This is a genomic window from Rhodoferax sp. GW822-FHT02A01 (assembly GCF_038784515.1).
Classification (GTDB): domain Bacteria; phylum Pseudomonadota; class Gammaproteobacteria; order Burkholderiales; family Burkholderiaceae_C; genus Allorhodoferax.
The window spans coordinates 2,796,578-2,813,602 of sequence record NZ_CP152376.1; the positions used below are offsets into that span (position 1 = coordinate 2,796,578).

The 17,025-nt window shown below is 61.6% G+C and carries 11 protein-coding genes; 10 read left to right on the forward strand and 1 reads right to left on the reverse strand.

Annotated elements, in window-relative coordinates; genetic code table 11:
- Positions 1-82 precede the first annotated feature (82 nt).
- From AAGF34_RS13170 to AAGF34_RS13180, 3 genes are all read left to right on the forward strand, one after another.
- Positions 83-1,603 carry an aldehyde dehydrogenase family protein gene (locus AAGF34_RS13170; RefSeq protein WP_342616181.1) on the forward strand — a complete coding sequence of 507 codons (1,521 nt, stop codon included), beginning with the start codon at positions 83-85 and terminating at the stop codon, positions 1,601-1,603.
- Positions 1,604-1,846: 243 nt separating this feature from the next.
- Positions 1,847-2,248, forward strand: a complete 402-nt coding sequence (locus tag AAGF34_RS13175; RefSeq protein ID WP_342616182.1) for a DUF779 domain-containing protein — start codon at positions 1,847-1,849, stop codon at positions 2,246-2,248.
- 244 nt (positions 2,249-2,492) lie between these two features.
- Positions 2,493-3,512, forward strand: coding sequence for a substrate-binding domain-containing protein (locus AAGF34_RS13180; RefSeq protein ID WP_342616183.1), 1,020 nt, complete (start codon positions 2,493-2,495; stop codon positions 3,510-3,512).
- A 14-nt stretch (positions 3,513-3,526) separates the two neighbouring features.
- Here AAGF34_RS13180 and AAGF34_RS13185 read toward each other — a convergent pair whose 3' ends face one another.
- A complete protein-coding gene (locus tag AAGF34_RS13185) occupies positions 3,527-5,110 on the reverse strand; it encodes a methyl-accepting chemotaxis protein (protein WP_342616184.1) in 1,584 nt (527 codons plus the stop codon).
- 180 nt (positions 5,111-5,290) lie between these two features.
- Here AAGF34_RS13185 and AAGF34_RS13190 point away from each other — a divergent pair, with 180 nt between their 5' ends.
- The 7 genes from AAGF34_RS13190 to narH all read left to right on the forward strand — a co-directional run bounded on the left by AAGF34_RS13190 (position 5,291) and on the right by narH (position 17,015).
- Positions 5,291-7,234: a type IV pili methyl-accepting chemotaxis transducer N-terminal domain-containing protein gene (locus AAGF34_RS13190; RefSeq protein WP_342616185.1), complete on the forward strand. Its 1,944-nt coding sequence runs from the start codon at positions 5,291-5,293 to the stop codon at positions 7,232-7,234.
- Positions 7,235-7,270: 36 nt separating this feature from the next.
- Positions 7,271-7,507, forward strand: coding sequence for a DUF3079 domain-containing protein (locus AAGF34_RS13195; protein WP_342616186.1), 237 nt, complete (start codon positions 7,271-7,273; stop codon positions 7,505-7,507).
- Positions 7,476-8,162: a response regulator transcription factor gene (locus AAGF34_RS13200; RefSeq protein WP_342616187.1), complete on the forward strand. Its 687-nt coding sequence runs from the start codon at positions 7,476-7,478 to the stop codon at positions 8,160-8,162. Before AAGF34_RS13195 ends, AAGF34_RS13200 begins: the two co-directional genes overlap by 32 nt.
- A gap of 158 nt (positions 8,163-8,320) precedes the next feature.
- Entirely contained in the window at positions 8,321-9,589 is a 1,269-nt protein-coding gene (locus AAGF34_RS13205) for a nitrate/nitrite transporter (RefSeq protein WP_342616188.1), read from the forward strand.
- Between the two features lie 21 nt (positions 9,590-9,610).
- Entirely contained in the window at positions 9,611-11,239 is a 1,629-nt protein-coding gene (locus tag AAGF34_RS13210; RefSeq protein WP_342616189.1) for an antiporter, read from the forward strand.
- 358 nt (positions 11,240-11,597) lie between these two features.
- Complete coding sequence (locus AAGF34_RS13215; protein ID WP_342616190.1) at positions 11,598-15,470, forward strand: nitrate reductase subunit alpha; 3,873 nt, start codon at positions 11,598-11,600, stop codon at positions 15,468-15,470.
- A gap of 12 nt (positions 15,471-15,482) precedes the next feature.
- Positions 15,483-17,015 carry a nitrate reductase subunit beta gene (narH, locus tag AAGF34_RS13220; RefSeq protein ID WP_342616191.1) on the forward strand — a complete coding sequence of 511 codons (1,533 nt, stop codon included), beginning with the start codon at positions 15,483-15,485 and terminating at the stop codon, positions 17,013-17,015.
- Positions 17,016-17,025: the final 10 nt, after the last annotated feature.

The window sequence follows — 17,025 nt, forward strand, 5'->3', positions numbered from 1 at the left end:
CGGCGCAGATGGCACAGGTCTTGATAAGTAGATGCGCCCGCAAGGGAATCATTCCAACCAAACCATCCATTCAGGAGACAACATGATTTACGCATTGCCCGGTGCTGCCGGCGCCAAGGTAGCCTACAAGGACCACTACGACAACTTCATCGGCGGCAAGTTCGTGGCACCCGTCAAGGGCCAGTACTTTGATGTCATCACGCCGATTACCGGCAAGCCTTACACCAAGGCTGCACGCTCCACGGCGGAAGACATCGAACTGGCTTTGGACGCAGCCCACGCCGCGGCTGACCAATGGGGCAAGACCGATGCCGCCACGCGCGCCAACATCCTGCTCAAGATTGCAGATCGCATTGAAGCCAATCTGGAACTGCTGGCCTATGCCGAGACCGTGGACAACGGCAAGGCCATCCGCGAAACCCTGAATGCCGACATCCCGCTCACGGTGGACCACTTTCGTTACTTTGCCGGTTGTGTGCGTTCACAGGAAGGTGCGCTCTCCAACATCGACGAGAACACCGTGGCGTACCACATCCAGGAACCGCTGGGTGTGGTGGGCCAGATCATTCCCTGGAACTTCCCCATCCTGATGGCAGCCTGGAAGCTGGCCCCCGCACTGGGCGCGGGCAACTGCGTGGTGCTCAAGCCGGCAGAGTCCACACCCATCAGCATCCTGATCCTGGTGGACCTGATTGCCGACCTGCTGCCCCCAGGTGTATTGAATATCGTCAACGGCTATGGCCGTGAAGCCGGTCTGCCCCTGGCCACCAGCAAGCGCATCGCCAAGATTGCGTTCACGGGTTCCACCACCACAGGCCGCGTGATTGCACAGGCAGCCGCCAACAACCTGATCCCCGCCACGCTGGAACTGGGCGGCAAATCGCCCAACATCTTCTTTGCCGACATCATGGACAAGGACGATGGTTTCCTGGACAAGGCCGTGGAAGGTCTGGTGCTGTTTGCCTTCAACCAGGGCGAAGTCTGCACCTGCCCGTCGCGCGCCATCATCCAGGAAAGCATTTACGACAAGTTCATGGAGCGCGTGCTCAAGCGCGTGGCGGCCATCAAGCACATCAACCCGCTGGACTCCGACAGCATGATGGGCGCGCAGGCTTCCAAGGAACAGCTCACCAAGATCCTGTCCTATCTGGACCTGGGCAAGCAGGAAGGCGCCGAAGTGCTGGCCGGTGGTTCGCAAGCCCATCTGGGTGGTGAGCTCGAAGGCGGCTACTACGTGCAGCCCACGCTGTTCAAGGGCCACAACAAGATGCGCATCTTCCAGGAAGAAATCTTCGGACCGGTGCTGGCCGTGACCACCTTCAAGGACGAAGCCGAAGCCCTGGCCATTGCCAACGACACGCTGTACGGCCTGGGTGCCGGTGTGTGGAGCCGCAACGGCAACGTGGCCTACCGCATGGGCCGCGCCATCAAGGCTGGCCGCGTATGGACCAATTGCTACCACGCCTATCCTGCGCACGCTGCGTTTGGCGGCTACAAGGAATCCGGCATTGGCCGCGAGACCCACAAGGTCATGCTCGACCACTATCAGCAGACCAAGAACCTCTTGGTTTCTTATAGCGAACAGAAGCTCGGGTTCTTCTAAGCTCCCCCTGAGCCGCGCCTGCGGCGCGTCTTCCCCCTGAGGGGGACAACGCTGCGGCCCGGCAAAGCCGGTTCCGTCGCGTTCTGGATGTGGACACGCAGGGCGGTGCCGGTTTGCCAAAGACTCGGCGCAGCAGCCGGGCAGGGCGGCCGCCGATTTCTGGTACTCCAGCATGAGGTGGCCGCCCACGCAGTCCATGAAGCTGCGCGCGCCAACAACGCTACATGCAAACCGGAGACAAACATGGTTGAAAAAGTCGTAGCCACTCCCGCCGCCCTGGAACTGGTGGCGTTCCTGAAGACCAAGCACGGCCCCGATCTGATGTTTCACCAGTCCGGCGGTTGTTGCGACAACAGCGCGGCCAACTGCTACCTGCCTGGCGAGATCAGCATGGGCGCGGGGGACGTGTACCTGGGTGATGTGGGTGGTTGTCCGTTCTACATCGGACTGGCCCAGTACGAATATTGGAAGCACACGCAGCTCATCATCGATGTGATCGAGGGCACTGGCGGAACCTTTTCGCTGGAAGGGCCCGAAGGCAAGGCCTTTCATACCCGCTCGCGCGTGTTCACGGCGGAAGAACTCGCCGAGCTCGAAGGCCAGCAGCTCAGGACCGGGCTGGATGTGCCGGTCCATTCACGCTGAAGTGATCTGGAAAGTCACCGTGGCGAGGGTTTTTACTGATTCTCCAGAGTGGGTCGCACAGTAGGATTGCGCTATCCAAAAGTGCCTATCTGCCCCTGTTCTTGAACAGGTTAAAGAGAGGGCACTCTTTTTAAACCCGGATTGGATAGCGCTATCCATGCAAGAAAGTTCAGAGGCCACCTGTCGGTGGCATGTGCCATTCATTTCAACAACAAGCCTCCACGAGGCTATTCAGGAGAAAAGCATGAAACTCAAAAGCAACCTGGCCGCACTGGTGCTGGCCATCGGGTCGGCCGGCGCCTTTGCGCAACTCACCGTGGGCGTCAGCTTCGATGCCTACCAGGAAGAGCGCTGGAAAACCGACGAGGCTGCCATCAAGGCTGAGCTGGCCAAGCATGGCGCCAAGTACATCATGGCCGATGCCGGTGCTTCCACCGAGAAGCAACTGGTGGACATTGACGGCCTGATCGCCAAGGGCGCCAAGGTGCTGATCATCTTGGGCCGCGACAAGGACGCGATTCTTCCTGCCATCAACAAGGCCAACCAGCTGAAGATTCCGGTGATCGCCTATGACCGCCTGTTCGAGGCGCCCGGTGTCACCTACATCACCTTCGACAACAAGGAAGTGGGCCGCATGCTTGCGCGTGCGGTGCTGGCCGTGAAGCCCAAGGGCAACTACGCCATCATCAAGGGCGACGTGGGCAATGCCAACTCCGCCTTTTTGCGCGAGGGCACGCAGGAGGTGCTGGAGCCCTACCTCAAGCGCGGCGACGTGAAGATTGTGGGTGAGGAGTACACCGCGGACTGGAATCCGCAGAATTCCCAGAAGAACATGGAACAGATTCTGACCAAGAACGGCAACAAGGTGGACGCCGTGATTGCGCAGAACGACGGCATGGCCGGTGGTGTGGTTGCCGCGTTGACTGCCAAGGGTCTGCAAGGCATTCCGGTCTCAGGACAAGATGGCGACCTGGCTGCGCTGAACCGCGTGGCGCTGGGTACACAGACCGTGTCGGTGTGGAAGAACTCTGCTGACCTGGGAGTGGCTGCAGCACGTGCCGCAGTAGAGCTGGGTGCGGGCAAGCCGGTGACCGGTGCCGTGGATTGGGCGGGTGGTGAGAAGAAGGTGACGCTCAAGTCCATCTTCTTGAAGCCCATCCCTGTGACACAAGCCAATCTGGATGTGGTGGTCAAGGCTGGCCACATCAAGAAGGAAGAGCTGTGCAAGGGCGTGACCGATCCCAAGGTAACTGCCTGCAAATAGATCCGCTACCAGGCTCAGGCCCGCAGCAGGCGCGGCAGGTGCAGCGGCAACGCAGTGGCTGCGCGTGCACCGAGCTTGAATACGCTCACCGATTGCACCAGCGTGCGGGCCTGGTGCTCCAATGACTGTGCCGCTGCGGCGGCCTCTTCCACCAGCGCAGCGTTCTGCTGCGTGACGGTGTCCATCTGGCCTATGGCCTGATTGACCTGTTCGATACCGGAAGTCTGATCGCGGCTGGCGGCCGTGATCTCGCCCATCAGGTCCGCCACGCGCCGCACATGCACCACGATCTCGTCCATGGTGCTGCCAGCCTGCTCGACCAGCTTGCATCCCTCGCTGACATTGCCAACCGAACTGGTGATCAGGCTCTTGATCTCCTTGGCAGCGGTGGCGCTGCGACCGGCAAGCGAGCGCACTTCCGATGCCACGACCGCAAAGCCACGGCCCTGATCACCGGCGCGTGCCGCTTCCACCGCAGCATTGAGGGCCAGGATGTTGGTCTGAAAGGCAATGCCATCAATCACACCGATGATGTCGGATATCTTGCGGGAGGAGGTATTGATGGCCTCCATGGTCTGCACCACCTGGCCCACCACGGTACCACCCTTGGCGGCCACCTGCGCCGCCGACTCGGCCAGCTGATTGGCGTGCCTGCCGGATTCGAAGTTCTGTTTGACCGTGGAGGCCAGCTCTTCCATGGATGCGGCCGTCTGCTCCAGTGCGCTGGCCTGCTCTTCCGTGCGTGATGACAGATCGGTATTGCCATCGGCAATCTCATGGGTGGCGATGGCCATGGACTCGGTGCCGTTGCGCACCTGGTTGACGATGTGAATCAGGCTGTTGTTCATGTCCTGCAGGGACTGCAGCAACTGCCCGCACTCATCCTTGGAGTAGGCCTGTTCCTCGCAGGTCAGGTCGCCGGCCGCCACTGTGCGCGCAATGTGTACCGCCTCGTAGATGGGGCGCGTGATGGACCGTGTGGTGAACCACGCAAACAGGCTGCCTGCCAGCAAGCCCGAGGCGCCCAGGAGCAGCAGCAACACAGTGGCCGACTGGATGCGCTCACGCACCTCGGTGCTGCTGTTGGTCACGATCTTCTTCTGCAGCTCCGTCAGGGCCACGATGGGCTCCTGCAACGCATCCAGGGCCGGCAGGGTTTCGCTGGTCATGGTGACGATGGCCGCATCCTTGTCACCGGCGTCCACCTGGGCGGCAACCTTGGAAAAGGAGGCCACGTAGGCCTTGCGGCGCTGCACCAGCGTTTCCAGCAAAGCCTTGCCTTCGGGGAGCTGGACCAGTTGCGTGAGTGTGTCCAGTGCTGCGTTGATGACCTGCTTGTTGGCTTCGATGGATTGCTTGATCCGGGCGACATGCACCGGGTCGGAAATCAGCAGCTCCATGGTGTAGCGTGCATTGGCACGCGTAGTTGCATTGATCACGTTGGCCGCTTCGGCCTTGACCCAGTCCTTTTCGATGATGCGGCTGTTGACCGTGTTGACCTCAGAAAAGCGCATGAGTCCCACCGCCACCATCACAAGCATCATCACGATCAAGGCGCCAAAGCCGATGGACAGGCGCGCTCCAATCTTCAGATTCATAAACATGTTCACTTCAGTTCCCCTATCCACAGTGTGGTCTGACCAGCCAGGCATTTTTTATATGCTTTGGAATCTAGTCGCAAAGGCCCGCCATGGACATACCTCTTTGGCACTACCCGGAGCAGCTATCGGAAGTAAGCACACGATTTCCTTGAATCCGAGAAGAACGGCGGTTAGTCTATGGCCATGCAAAGACGGCATTCGCTCTCCACCAAACTGGTCACCATCGGGTCGGTGCTGCTGATCATTGCGCTGTTGTCCATCGGCCTGACGCTGTGGGTCACCTGGCAGCTGGAAGGGGGGGCTGCGGCGGTCAACGAGGCAGGCCGCATGCGCATGCAGATCTGGCGCCTCAACAGCACGGCACAGTCCAAACATTCCGAAAAGGCGGTGGCGGACCTGGTCAATGAATTCAGTCGCAGCCTGGCCCTGCTCAAGGCCGGTGATCCAGCTCGGCCGCTGTTCATGCCCCTCAACGACGAGGTGGGCGCGCGCTTTCGCGATGTCCAGTCGCACTGGGCGACCAACCGCAGCATCTGGATGGGGGAGAACCCGCCCGATGTAGAGCAGTCCTTGGCGGCAACCTCCGAGACGGTGGCGGCAGTCGACAAGCTGGTGACCGCCATCGAGCAGCAGCTCTCGCGGTTGACGGCCATTCTCAATTTGTTCCAGTTCGTCATGATGGCGCTGGCGATTGCTGGCGCGGTCATCATGCTCTACACCGGGTACCTTTACGTCATCAATCCGCTGGAGAGTCTGCAGCAGGCCTTGCGCAGCATCCAGTCCGGTAACTTTGCCGCACGTGTGGAGGTGGATACCGATGATGAGTTTGGCCAGGTGGCCAGCGGCTTCAATGGCATGGCCGCCGAACTGCAAGGCTTGTACGAGGGGCTGGAGACCCAGGTCAAGGTCAAGACGCAGCACATCGAGGCACAGCGTGCACGGCTGGAATCGCTCTATGAGATCAGCGCGTTTTCGGCCAGCGCTGCCAGCATCGAAGAGCTGTCGCGCGGCTTTGCCAAGCGCGTACGTGCGGTGGTGGGTGCGGACGCAGTGGCGGTGCGCTGGTCGGATGAGGCCAACCAGCGCTACCTGATGCTGGCATCGGACTGCTTTCCGCACGAAATGCTGGAGGCCGAACGCAGCTTGCTGGCAGGCGCCTGCGCCTGTGGCAACCTGAAGCCGGATGCGCGTACCCGCGTCATCCCCATTGTCGAGCACGAGGCCTCCCCCATGCGTGCCTGCGCGCGTGCGGGGTACGTAAACATCGTCAGCGTCCCGGTGCGGCTGCAGCAGCGCTTGCTGGGAGAAATCGACCTGTTCTTTCGCAGCAGTGTGGAGCTGAGTTCGGAAGAGAAGGACCTGCTGGACGCCTTGGCCAGCCATCTGGCCAGCGGTCTGGAGAGTTTGCGGGCAGCGGCGCTGGAGCGTGAGGCTGCGGTCGGTGAAGAGCGCGCACTGCTGGCCCGCGAGCTGCACGACTCCATTGCCCAGTCACTATCATTCCTCAAGATCCAGGTGCAGCTGTTGCGCAATGCCTCGCGCAATGCGCAGCAGGAGAAGGTGCAGACAGCACTGGATGAACTGGACACCGGTCTGCGCGAGAGCATCAACGACGTGCGTGAGCTGCTGGTGCATTTCCGCACCCGTACCAATACCGGCGACGTGGAAGCGGCGCTGCAGGAGACCCTGCAAAAGTTCAAGCACCAGACCGGAATGACCACCCACTTCCAGGTCAGCGGCCAGGGCATACCGCTGCCGGCGGACGTGCAGGTCCAGGTGCTGCACGTGGTGCAGGAGGCATTGTCGAATGTGCGCAAGCATGCCCAGGCCACACAGGTGTATCTGGATGTCACCAAGGGAGAAGAGTGGCGGTTTGTGGTGCGCGACGATGGCCGCGGCTTCGGTCCAGAGATCCGCGACCGTCAGAGCACCCACGTGGGCATGAAGATCATGCAGGAGCGTGCCAGCCGCATCGGGGCCACCGTGCAGGTGCGGTCCGAACTGGGGCAAGGCACGACGGTGCAGCTGACCTTGCCGGCCCATCCCGTATCTGGCGCCAACGCGGGCGGCCTGTCGCTGGATGCAGAGGAGCTTGCATCCATCCAGATGGCCACCGAATAGTCCAACCTTTTTTCCCCTCACTTTTTCGGACAACCTATGCCGGTCAAAAAACGTTTTCCTGACAACCCCGCCAATCCCGATCGCCTGTGCTGGGGCTGTGACCGCTACTGTGCAGCGGACAACATGCTGTGCGGCAACGGCTCGGATCGGACGCAGCATCCGGTGGAACTGTTCGGGCCCGGTTGGCGGGAATGGGGCCATGATTATCAGGATGAAGAACCGAGCACCGACAATACCGACCATGAACCCCATCAAACTGCTGGTCATCGATGACCACACGCTTTTCCGGCGCGGACTGGTAGCGCTGCTGTCGCAGGACGGGCGCTTCCGCCTGGCCGGTCAGGCCGGTGACATGGGCGAGGCGCTGCGTTGCTGCACCGACGTGCCCGATGTCATCCTGCTGGATAACCATCTGCCGGGTGTGCGCGGCATCGATGGCATCCCGGCACTCAAGGACGCCTATGCCGGCGTGCGCATCCTGATGCTCACCGTGAGCGAGAACGAGGAAGACCTGGCCGCTGCCATGCTGGCCGGTGCCGACGGCTATCTGCTCAAGACCGTGGAGACCGAACAGCTCTGCGACTCCATCGAGAAGGTGCTGGCCGGTGAATGCGTCATCAGCCCGGACATGATGACCAAGTTCGTTACGGCCTTTCGCTCCAAGGCCCCTGCTCCCGAGAGCGCGGCCAGCACGCCAGCCTTGCAGCCGCAGCCCTTGGCAGAGGACGTCACCCTGGAGTCGCTGTCGGCACGCGAGCGCGAGATCCTAGTGCTGATCGCACGCGGCGACAGTAACAAGGGCATTGCCCGTGCACTCGACATTGCCGAGACCACGGTCAAGGTGCATGTGCAGCACATTTTTCGCAAGCTCAATCTGAGCTCACGGGTCCAGGTGGCGATATACGCAGCGGCACGCGGTTGGGGTTGATACAGATCAGACAGTGCCGCTTTTGACCGGGCACTACTACTTCGGAACTAGGGCGCCATGTGGCGCCCTAGTTCGTTTTGCGCCCGTGCGCTGTGCCAAGGGAGGATGTTCAAAAGCGGGCTGAACAACGAAAGTCATGACCATCTCAAGGAGCAATCATGGCTACGGAAATCAGAAACGCAAAACGTGCATGGTCGGTGTTGATCGTCAGCACGCTGTCGTTCACGGTCTGCTTCATGGTCTGGATGATGTTCGGCGTCATCGGCATTCCGATCAAGAAGATGCTGGACCTCAACTCCACCCAGTTCGGCTTGTTGATGGCCACGCCGGTGCTCACTGGTTCGCTGATCCGCGTGCCCCTGGGCATCTGGACCGACCGTTTTGGCGGACGCATCGTCATGGCCACGCTGATGGCCATCACCGTGCCTGCGATCTGGATGATGGGCTACGCCACGGCCTACTGGCACTTTCTGACCATTGGCCTGTTTGTCGGCTTGGCGGGGGGGTCCTTCTCGGTGGGTACACCTTATGTGGCGCGCTGGTTCCCCAAGAACCGTCAGGGCACGGCCATGGGCATTTACGGTGCCGGCAATTCCGGCTCGGCGGTCAACAAGTTCATTGCACCGGTGCTGCTGGTGGCCTTTGGCTGGACCATGGTGCCGCAGGTCTATGCGGCCATCATGCTGGGCACATTGATTTTGTTCTGGCTGTTCAGCTACAGCGACCCCAGCCACCTGGTGCCCCACACACTGACGTTCAGTGACCAGCTCAAGGCGCTGAAGGACCCCAAGGTGGTCAAGTACTGCCAGTACTACAGCATCGTGTTCGGCGGCTACGTGGCGCTGGCCCTGTGGATGGTGCAGTACTACGTGGGCGAGTTCGGTCTGGACATTCGCGTGGCCGCCTTGCTGGCTGCCTGCTTCTCGCTGCCCGGTGGCGTGCTGCGCGCCTTTGGCGGTGTGCTGTCTGACAAGTACGGTGCCCACAGTGTGACTTGGTGGGTGCTGTGGGTGAGCTGGATCTGCCTGTTCCTGCTGAGCTATCCGCAGACCGATTTCAGCATCGCCACCGTCAACGGCCTGAAGACCTTCCACATCGGCCTCAACGTCTACCTGTTCACCGCGCTGATGTTCATCCTGGGCATCGCCTTTGCCTTCGGCAAGGCCAGCGTCTTCAAGTACATCAGCGACGACTACTCCCACAACATCGGCACCATCAGCGGCATCGTCGGCCTGGCCGGTGGCTTGGGTGGCTTTGTGTTGCCCATTCTGTTCGGTGCGCTGATGGACCTCACCGGCATCCGCTCCAGCGCCTTCATGCTGATGTATGGCGTGGTCTGGGTCTCGCTGATCTGGATGTACCGCACCGAAGTGCGTGGCAGCGAAGTCATGGGCAAGAACGACCGCTCCCTGCCAGCCCACACCTGATTTATCTCCACGAAAGCAGTTATGACAACCCAAGCACATACCGGCGCAGACATCGCCGACTGGCGCCCCGAAGACGAACAATTCTGGGAGTCCACGGGCAAGAAGATCGCCTACCGCAACCTCTGGCTCTCGGTGCCGGCCCTGCTGTGCGGCTTCGCCATCTGGGGCATGTGGGGCATCATCACCGTGCAGATGCTCAACCTGGGCTTTCCGTTCACCCAGCCTGAGCTGTTCTCGCTCACGGCCATCGCCGGGCTGGCTGGCGCCACCATGCGCATTCCGGCGTCCTTCCTGATCCGCGTGGCCGGTGGCCGCAACACCATCTTCCTCACCACCGCCATGTTGCTCGCGCCTGCGCTGGGCACCGGCCTGGTGTTGCAGCACAAGGAGTGGCCGCTCTGGGCCTTCCAGCTGATGGCGCTGTGGTCGGGCGTGGGCGGCGGCAACTTTGCCAGCTCCATGTCCAACATCAGCACCTTCTTCCCCAAGCGCCTGCAGGGCACGGCACTGGGGCTGAATGCCGGCCTGGGCAACTTTGGCGTGACCACCATGCAGATCGTCATTCCGCTGGTGATGACGCTGAGCATCTTCGGCGGCATGGGCGGTGACTCCATGGTGCTGGTGAAGGACAGTGGCTGGATCTTCGGCAAGATTGCCGCCGGTACGCCCACCTGGATACAGAACGCCGGCTTTGCCTGGCTGCTGTCGTTGGTGCCGCTGTCGGTGCTGTGCTTCTTCGGCATGAACAACCTCAAGACGGTCACACCCGATGCGGGCGGAACGATTGCGGCCTTCATCAAGATCATCTGGCTCTACACCCTGTCGTTTGTTCCCGCTGGCTTGGGCCTGTACCTGTACCTGCCCGCACCCACGGGCCTTGGCGTGCTCAACATGTGGATCGCCATGCCGCTGATCGTGGTCAGCACGCTGATGGTGATGAGACTGGCCGCCTTCGGCGCCATGAAGGACAACATCGCCAAGCAGTTTGCTATTTTTCGCAACAAGCACACATGGTCGCTCACGCTGCTCTACATCGTGACCTTCGGCTCCTTCATCGGCTTCTCCATGGCGCTGCCGCTGTCCATCACCGTGATCTTCGGTATCAGCCACGTGCCCGATGCCGCCGGCGTGATGCAGCACACCCTGAAGAACCCGCATGCACCGTCTGCACTGACCTATGCCTGGATCGGCCCGTTCGTGGGCGCGCTGGTGCGGCCTGTGGGCGGCTGGATTTCCGACAAGGTGGGCGGCTCCATCGTGACGCAGGCCATCTCTGCAGTGATGGTGTTGGCATCGGTGGCGGTGGGCTATGTGATGTTGCTGGCTTACGGTTCGGCCACACCTGAGCAGTACTTCATGCCGTTCATGGCGCTGTTCATCGTGCTGTTCACGGCCAGCGGCATCGGCAATGGTTCGACCTTCCGCACCATCGGTGTGATCTTTGACCGCACCCAGGCGGGCCCGGTACTGGGCTGGACCTCGGCCATTGCCGCATACGGTGCCTTCATTGCGCCGGTGGTGATCGGTGCGCAGATCAAGGCCGGTACGCCACAGATTGCCATGTACGGCTTTGCGGTGTTCTATGCGCTGTGCCTGGTACTCAACTGGTGGTTCTATCTGCGGGCGGATTCGGAGTTCAAGAATCCATGAACGCGCTTCTCTTTGGCACCTCCTCAGGGAGGACACAGGCCGGCATGGCACTCCGTTCCTTCCGTGTCCCCCGGCCTTCGGCCTCCTCCTTTACCTACAGGAACGGAGTGCCATGCCGGCCTGCGTCCAGCGAGGTGGTAGGCACACAAGGGATTGAAGCCATCGCACGCCAACACTGTTCGCAGCCGATGGCAGCGGGGTGGGCGTTTCCGGTAGGTAAAGGAGGAGGCCGAAGGCCGGGGGACACGGACGGAAACGTCCACCCCGCTGACACCGGCCACCCCCCAAGCAGGCATGCAAAGGCAGTCACACCCATGAACAACAAGACCGCAAACCCGTATTCAAACTGGAGAACACAATGAGCCACTTCCTGGACCGCCTGAGCCACTTCTCGGCCCCCAAAGAAAGCTTTTCCGACGGCCACGGCGTCACCACCGGTGAAGACCGCACCTGGGAAGACGCCTACCGCGACCGCTGGGCACACGACAAGATCGTGCGCAGCACCCATGGCGTGAACTGCACTGGTTCCTGCTCGTGGAAGATCTACGTCAAGGGTGGCATCGTCACCTGGGAAACCCAGCAGACCGACTACCCCCGCACCCGCGCCGACTTGCCCAACCACGAACCCCGTGGCTGTGCCCGTGGCGCGTCGTACTCGTGGTACCTGTACAGCGCCAACCGCGTCAAATACCCCATGGTGCGTGCCCGCCTGCTTACGCAATGGCGTGCGGCGCTGGCTGTCGCCAAGGACCCGGTGAATGCCTGGGCCAGCATCGTGGAGAACAACGATGCGCGCAGCCAGTGGGTCAAGCAGCGTGGCCTGGGTGGCTTTGTGCGCAGCACCTGGGATGAAGTGAACCAGCTCATCGCCAGCGCCAACGTCTACACCGCCAAGAAATACGGCCCGGACCGCGTGATCGGCTTCTCGCCCATTCCCGCCATGAGCATGGTGAGCTATGCCGCCGGTAGCCGCTACCTGAGCCTGATCGGTGGCGTGTGCATGAGCTTCTATGACTGGTATTGCGACCTGCCACCGGCCAGCCCGCAGGTCTGGGGTGAGCAGACCGACGTGCCGGAGTCGGCCGACTGGTACAACTCCACCTTCATCATCGCCTGGGGCTCCAACGTGCCGCAGACGCGCACACCGGATGCCCACTTCTTCACCGAGGTGCGCTACAAGGGCGCCAAGACGGTGGCCATCACGCCCGACTATGCCGAGATCAGCAAGCTGGCCGACCTGTGGATGCACCCCAAGCAAGGCACCGATGCCGCTGTGGCCATGGCCATGGGCCATGTGATCCTCAAGGAGTTCTACTTCGGCGAGCGGGACGAGCGCCGGGCCGCCCCAAGCGAGTCCGTCCCCCTTGGGGGGAAGGCGCCGCAAGGCGCACAGGGGGGCTATCGATCTCAGTACTTTGATAACTACGTGCGCCGCTACACCGACATGCCCAACCTCGTGCAGCTCGAAGAGCGCAAGCTGCCGGATGGCCGTACCGTGTTGGTGCCCGGCGCCTATCTGCGTGCCAGTGACTTCAACGGCAAGCTGGGTCAGGCCAACAATCCTGAGTGGAAGACGCTGGCGCTGGACGAGAACGATAAGGTCGTGGTGCCCAACGGTTCCATTGGTTTCCGCTGGGGCGCCGAAGGCCGCGCCGACGTGGGCAAATGGAATCTGGAAGACAAGGAAGCACGCAATGGCAGCGACGTACGGCTCAAGCTCAGCCTGATGGAGGGCGCGCAGCCTGACTACGAAGTGGGCGACGTGGGCTTCCCGTACTTTGGTGGCATCGATACACCCAACTTCAGCGCCAACAAGCAGGGCCAGGCGGTGGACGACATTCTGGTGCGCAAGGTGCCGGTGCGTCGCATCAAGCTGGGCAAGGCCGGCGAAGAACGCTATGCGCTGATCGCCACTGTGTTTGATCTGACCGTGGCCAACTACGGCGTGGCCCGTGGCATCCCCGGTGAGAACGCCGCCCTCAACTACGACGACGACGTGCCCTACACCCCCGCCTGGCAGGAGAAGATCACCGGCGTCAAGCGCGACCAGGTGATTGCCGTGGCGCGCCAGTTTGCCGACAACGCCGATAAGACCCAGGGCAAGTCCATGGTCATCATCGGTGCGGCCATGAATCACTGGTACCACAGTGACATGAACTACCGCGGCATCATCAACATGCTGATGATGTGCGGCTGCATAGGCCAGAGCGGCGGCGGCTGGGCCCATTACGTGGGCCAGGAAAAACTGCGCCCGCAAACCGGCTGGACCGCACTGGCCTTTGCCCTGGACTGGGTGCGCCCACCCCGGCAGATGAACAGCACCAGCTTCTTCTACGCCCACACCGACCAGTGGCGCTACGAGAAACTGGGTGTGGAGGAAATCCTCTCGCCGCTGGCCGACAAGAGCAAATACGGTGGCAGCCTGATCGACTACAACGTGCGCGCCGAACGCATGGGCTGGCTGCCCAGCGCGCCGCAACTGCAGACCAATTCCTTCCAGGTGGTCAAGGACGCCACCGCAGCCGGCATGGACCCCAAGGACTATGTGGTCCAGTCCCTCAAGGACGGCTCGCTCAAGATGAGCTGTGAAGACCCGGACCACCCTGCCAACTGGCCGCGCAACATGTTTGTCTGGCGCTCCAACCTGCTGGGCTCCAGCGGCAAGGGCCATGAATACTTCATGAAGCACCTGCTGGGAACCACCCACGGTGTGCAGGGCAAGGACCTCGGCAAGGACGATGCGAAGCCCGCCGAAGTGCAATGGCACAAGGATGCGCCCGAAGGCAAGCTGGACCTGCTGGTCACGCTGGACTTCCGCATGAGCACCACCTGCCTGTATTCCGACATCGTGCTGCCCACGGCCACCTGGTACGAGAAGAACGACCTCAACACCAGCGACATGCATCCCTTCATCCACCCGCTGTCCACCGCGGTGGACCCGGCCTGGCAGAGCAAGAGCGACTGGGAAATCTACAAGGGCTTTGCCGAAGCCTACAGCAAGGTCTGCGTGGGCCATCTGGGTGTGGAGAAGGAAGTGGTGCTCACGCCGCTGATGCACGACACGCCCTCCGAACTGGCCCAGCCCTTTGGCGTGAAAGACTGGAAGCGCGGCGAGTGCGACCTGATCCCCGGCAAGACGGCGCCGCAGATTGCGGTGATTGAGCGCGACTACCCCAACACCTTCAAACGCTTCACCGCCTTAGGGCCGTTGATGGACAAGGTTGGCAATGGCGGCAAGGGCATAGGCTGGGACACCAAGACCGAAGTCAAACAGTTGGGTGATCTCAATGGCCGTGTGCATGCCGAAGGTGTCACCAAGGGCATGGCCAAGATCGAGAGCGATATTGACGCCTGCGAAGTGGTGCTGCAGCTCGCCCCCGAGACCAACGGTCACGTGGCAGTGAAAGCCTGGGAGGCGCTGAGCAAAATCACCGGACGCGACCATACGCACCTGGCCATCCACCGCGAGGACGAGAAGATCCGCTTCCGCGACATCCAGGCGCAGCCGCGCAAGATCATCTCCAGCCCGACCTGGAGCGGCATCGAGAGTGAGACCGTCTCCTACAACGCGGGCTACACCAATGTGCATGAGCTGATCCCATGGCGCACCCTGACCGGTCGCCAGCACTTCTACCTGGACCATCCGTGGATGATTGCCTTTGGCGAAGGGCTGACCAGCTACCGTCCGCCGGTGGACCTGAAGACCGTGGGCGACATCATGGACCGCAAGCCCAATGGCAACAAGGAAATCTCCTTGAACTTCATCACGCCGCACCAGAAGTGGGGCATCCACAGCACCTACACCGACAACCTGATGATGCTCACGCTCAACCGGGGCGGCCCGGTGATCTGGCTGAGCGAGGATGACGCCAAGGTGGCCGGCATCGTCGACAACGACTGGGTGGAACTCTTCAACACCAACGGCGCCATTGCGGCCCGTGCGGTGGTGAGCCAGCGGGTGAATCCGGGCATGGTGCTGATGTACCACGCGCAGGAGAAGATCATCAACACCCCCGGCGCAGAAATCACCGGCACACGCGGCGGCATCCACAACTCGGTGACCCGTATTGTGACCAAGCCCACGCACATGATCGGCGGCTACGCGCAGTTCAGCTACGGCTTCAACTACTACGGAACCATCGGTACCAACCGCGACGAGTTCGTGGTGGTGCGCAAGATGCGCAAGATCGACTGGCTCGACGGCGAAGCCCCCGCAACTATCCAGGCCTGAGGAGTACACAACATGAAAATACGCGCCCAAATCGCCATGGTGCTGAACCTGGACAAGTGCATCGGTTGCCACACCTGTTCGGTCACCTGCAAGAACGTCTGGACCAGCCGCCCCGGCATGGAGTACGCCTGGTTCAACAACGTGGAGACCAAGCCCGGCATTGGCTACCCCAAGGAGTGGGAAAACCAGGACAAATGGAACGGAGGCTGGGTTCGCAAGGCCGACGGCTCCATCGAGCCGCGCCAGGGCGGCAAGTGGAAGCTGCTCATGCGCATCTTCTCCAACCCCAACATGCCGCAGATTGACGACTACTACGAACCCTACACCTTCGACTACGACCACCTGCAGTCGGCACCCGAGACCAAGCACGCACCCACCGCCCGTCCGCGCAGCCTGATCACCGGCAAGCGCATGGAGAAAATCGAGTGGGGCCCCAATTGGGAGGAAATCCTGGGCGGCGAATTCAGCAAGCGCAGCAAGGACGCCAACCTGGCCAACTTCGACCAGGTGCAAAAGGACATGGTCGGCCAGTTCGAGAACACCTTCATGATGTACCTGCCGCGCCTGTGCGAACACTGCCTGAACCCGGCCTGCGTGGCGTCCTGCCCCAGCGGCTCCATCTACAAGCGCGAAGACGACGGCATCGTGCTGATCGACCAGGACAAGTGCCGCGGCTGGCGCATGTGCGTCTCGGGCTGCCCCTACAAGAAGATCTACTACAACTGGAAGAGCGGCAAGGCCGAGAAGTGCATCTTCTGCTATCCGCGCATCGAAGCCGGTCAGCCCACGGTGTGTTCGGAAACCTGCGTGGGCCGCATCCGCTATCTGGGCGTGGTGTTGTATGACGCCGATCGCATTGCCGAAGCTGCCAGCGTCAAGGACGAGAAGGACCTGTACCAGGCGCAACTGGACATCTTCCTCAACCCCCATGACCCCAAGGTGATCGAGCAGGCGCGCAAGGACGGCATTCCGGAAACCTGGCTGGCTGGCGCCCGCAACAGCCCGGTCTACAAGATGGCGGTGGACTGGAAGGTGGCGCTGCCGCTGCATCCTGAGTACCGCACGCTGCCCATGGTCTGGTATGTGCCGCCGCTCTCGCCCATTACCTCCGCAGCCAATGCCGGCCACATTGGCGTGAACGGCGAGATTCCTGACATCGCGCAGATGCGCATCCCGGTGCAGTACCTGGCCAATCTGCTTACCGCTGGCGACACCCAGCCCGTGGTGCGCGCCCTGGAGCGCATGCTGGCCATGCGTGCCTACCAGCGCAGCAAGCATGTGGACCAGGAACAGAACCTGGCCGTGCTGGAGCAAACCGGTCTGACCGTGGCGCAGGTGGAGGAGATGTACCAGATCATGGCCATCGCCAACTACGAAGACCGCTTCGTGATTCCGACTTCGCACCGCGAGTACGCAGAGAACGCCTTTGATCTGCGCGGTGGCTGTGGCTTCTCGTTTGGCAACGGCTGCTCCGATGGAGCCTCCGAGACCAGTCTATTTGGCGGAACCAAGCCAAGAACCATCCCCATCAAATCCATGGTCTAAGGAGCCTGCC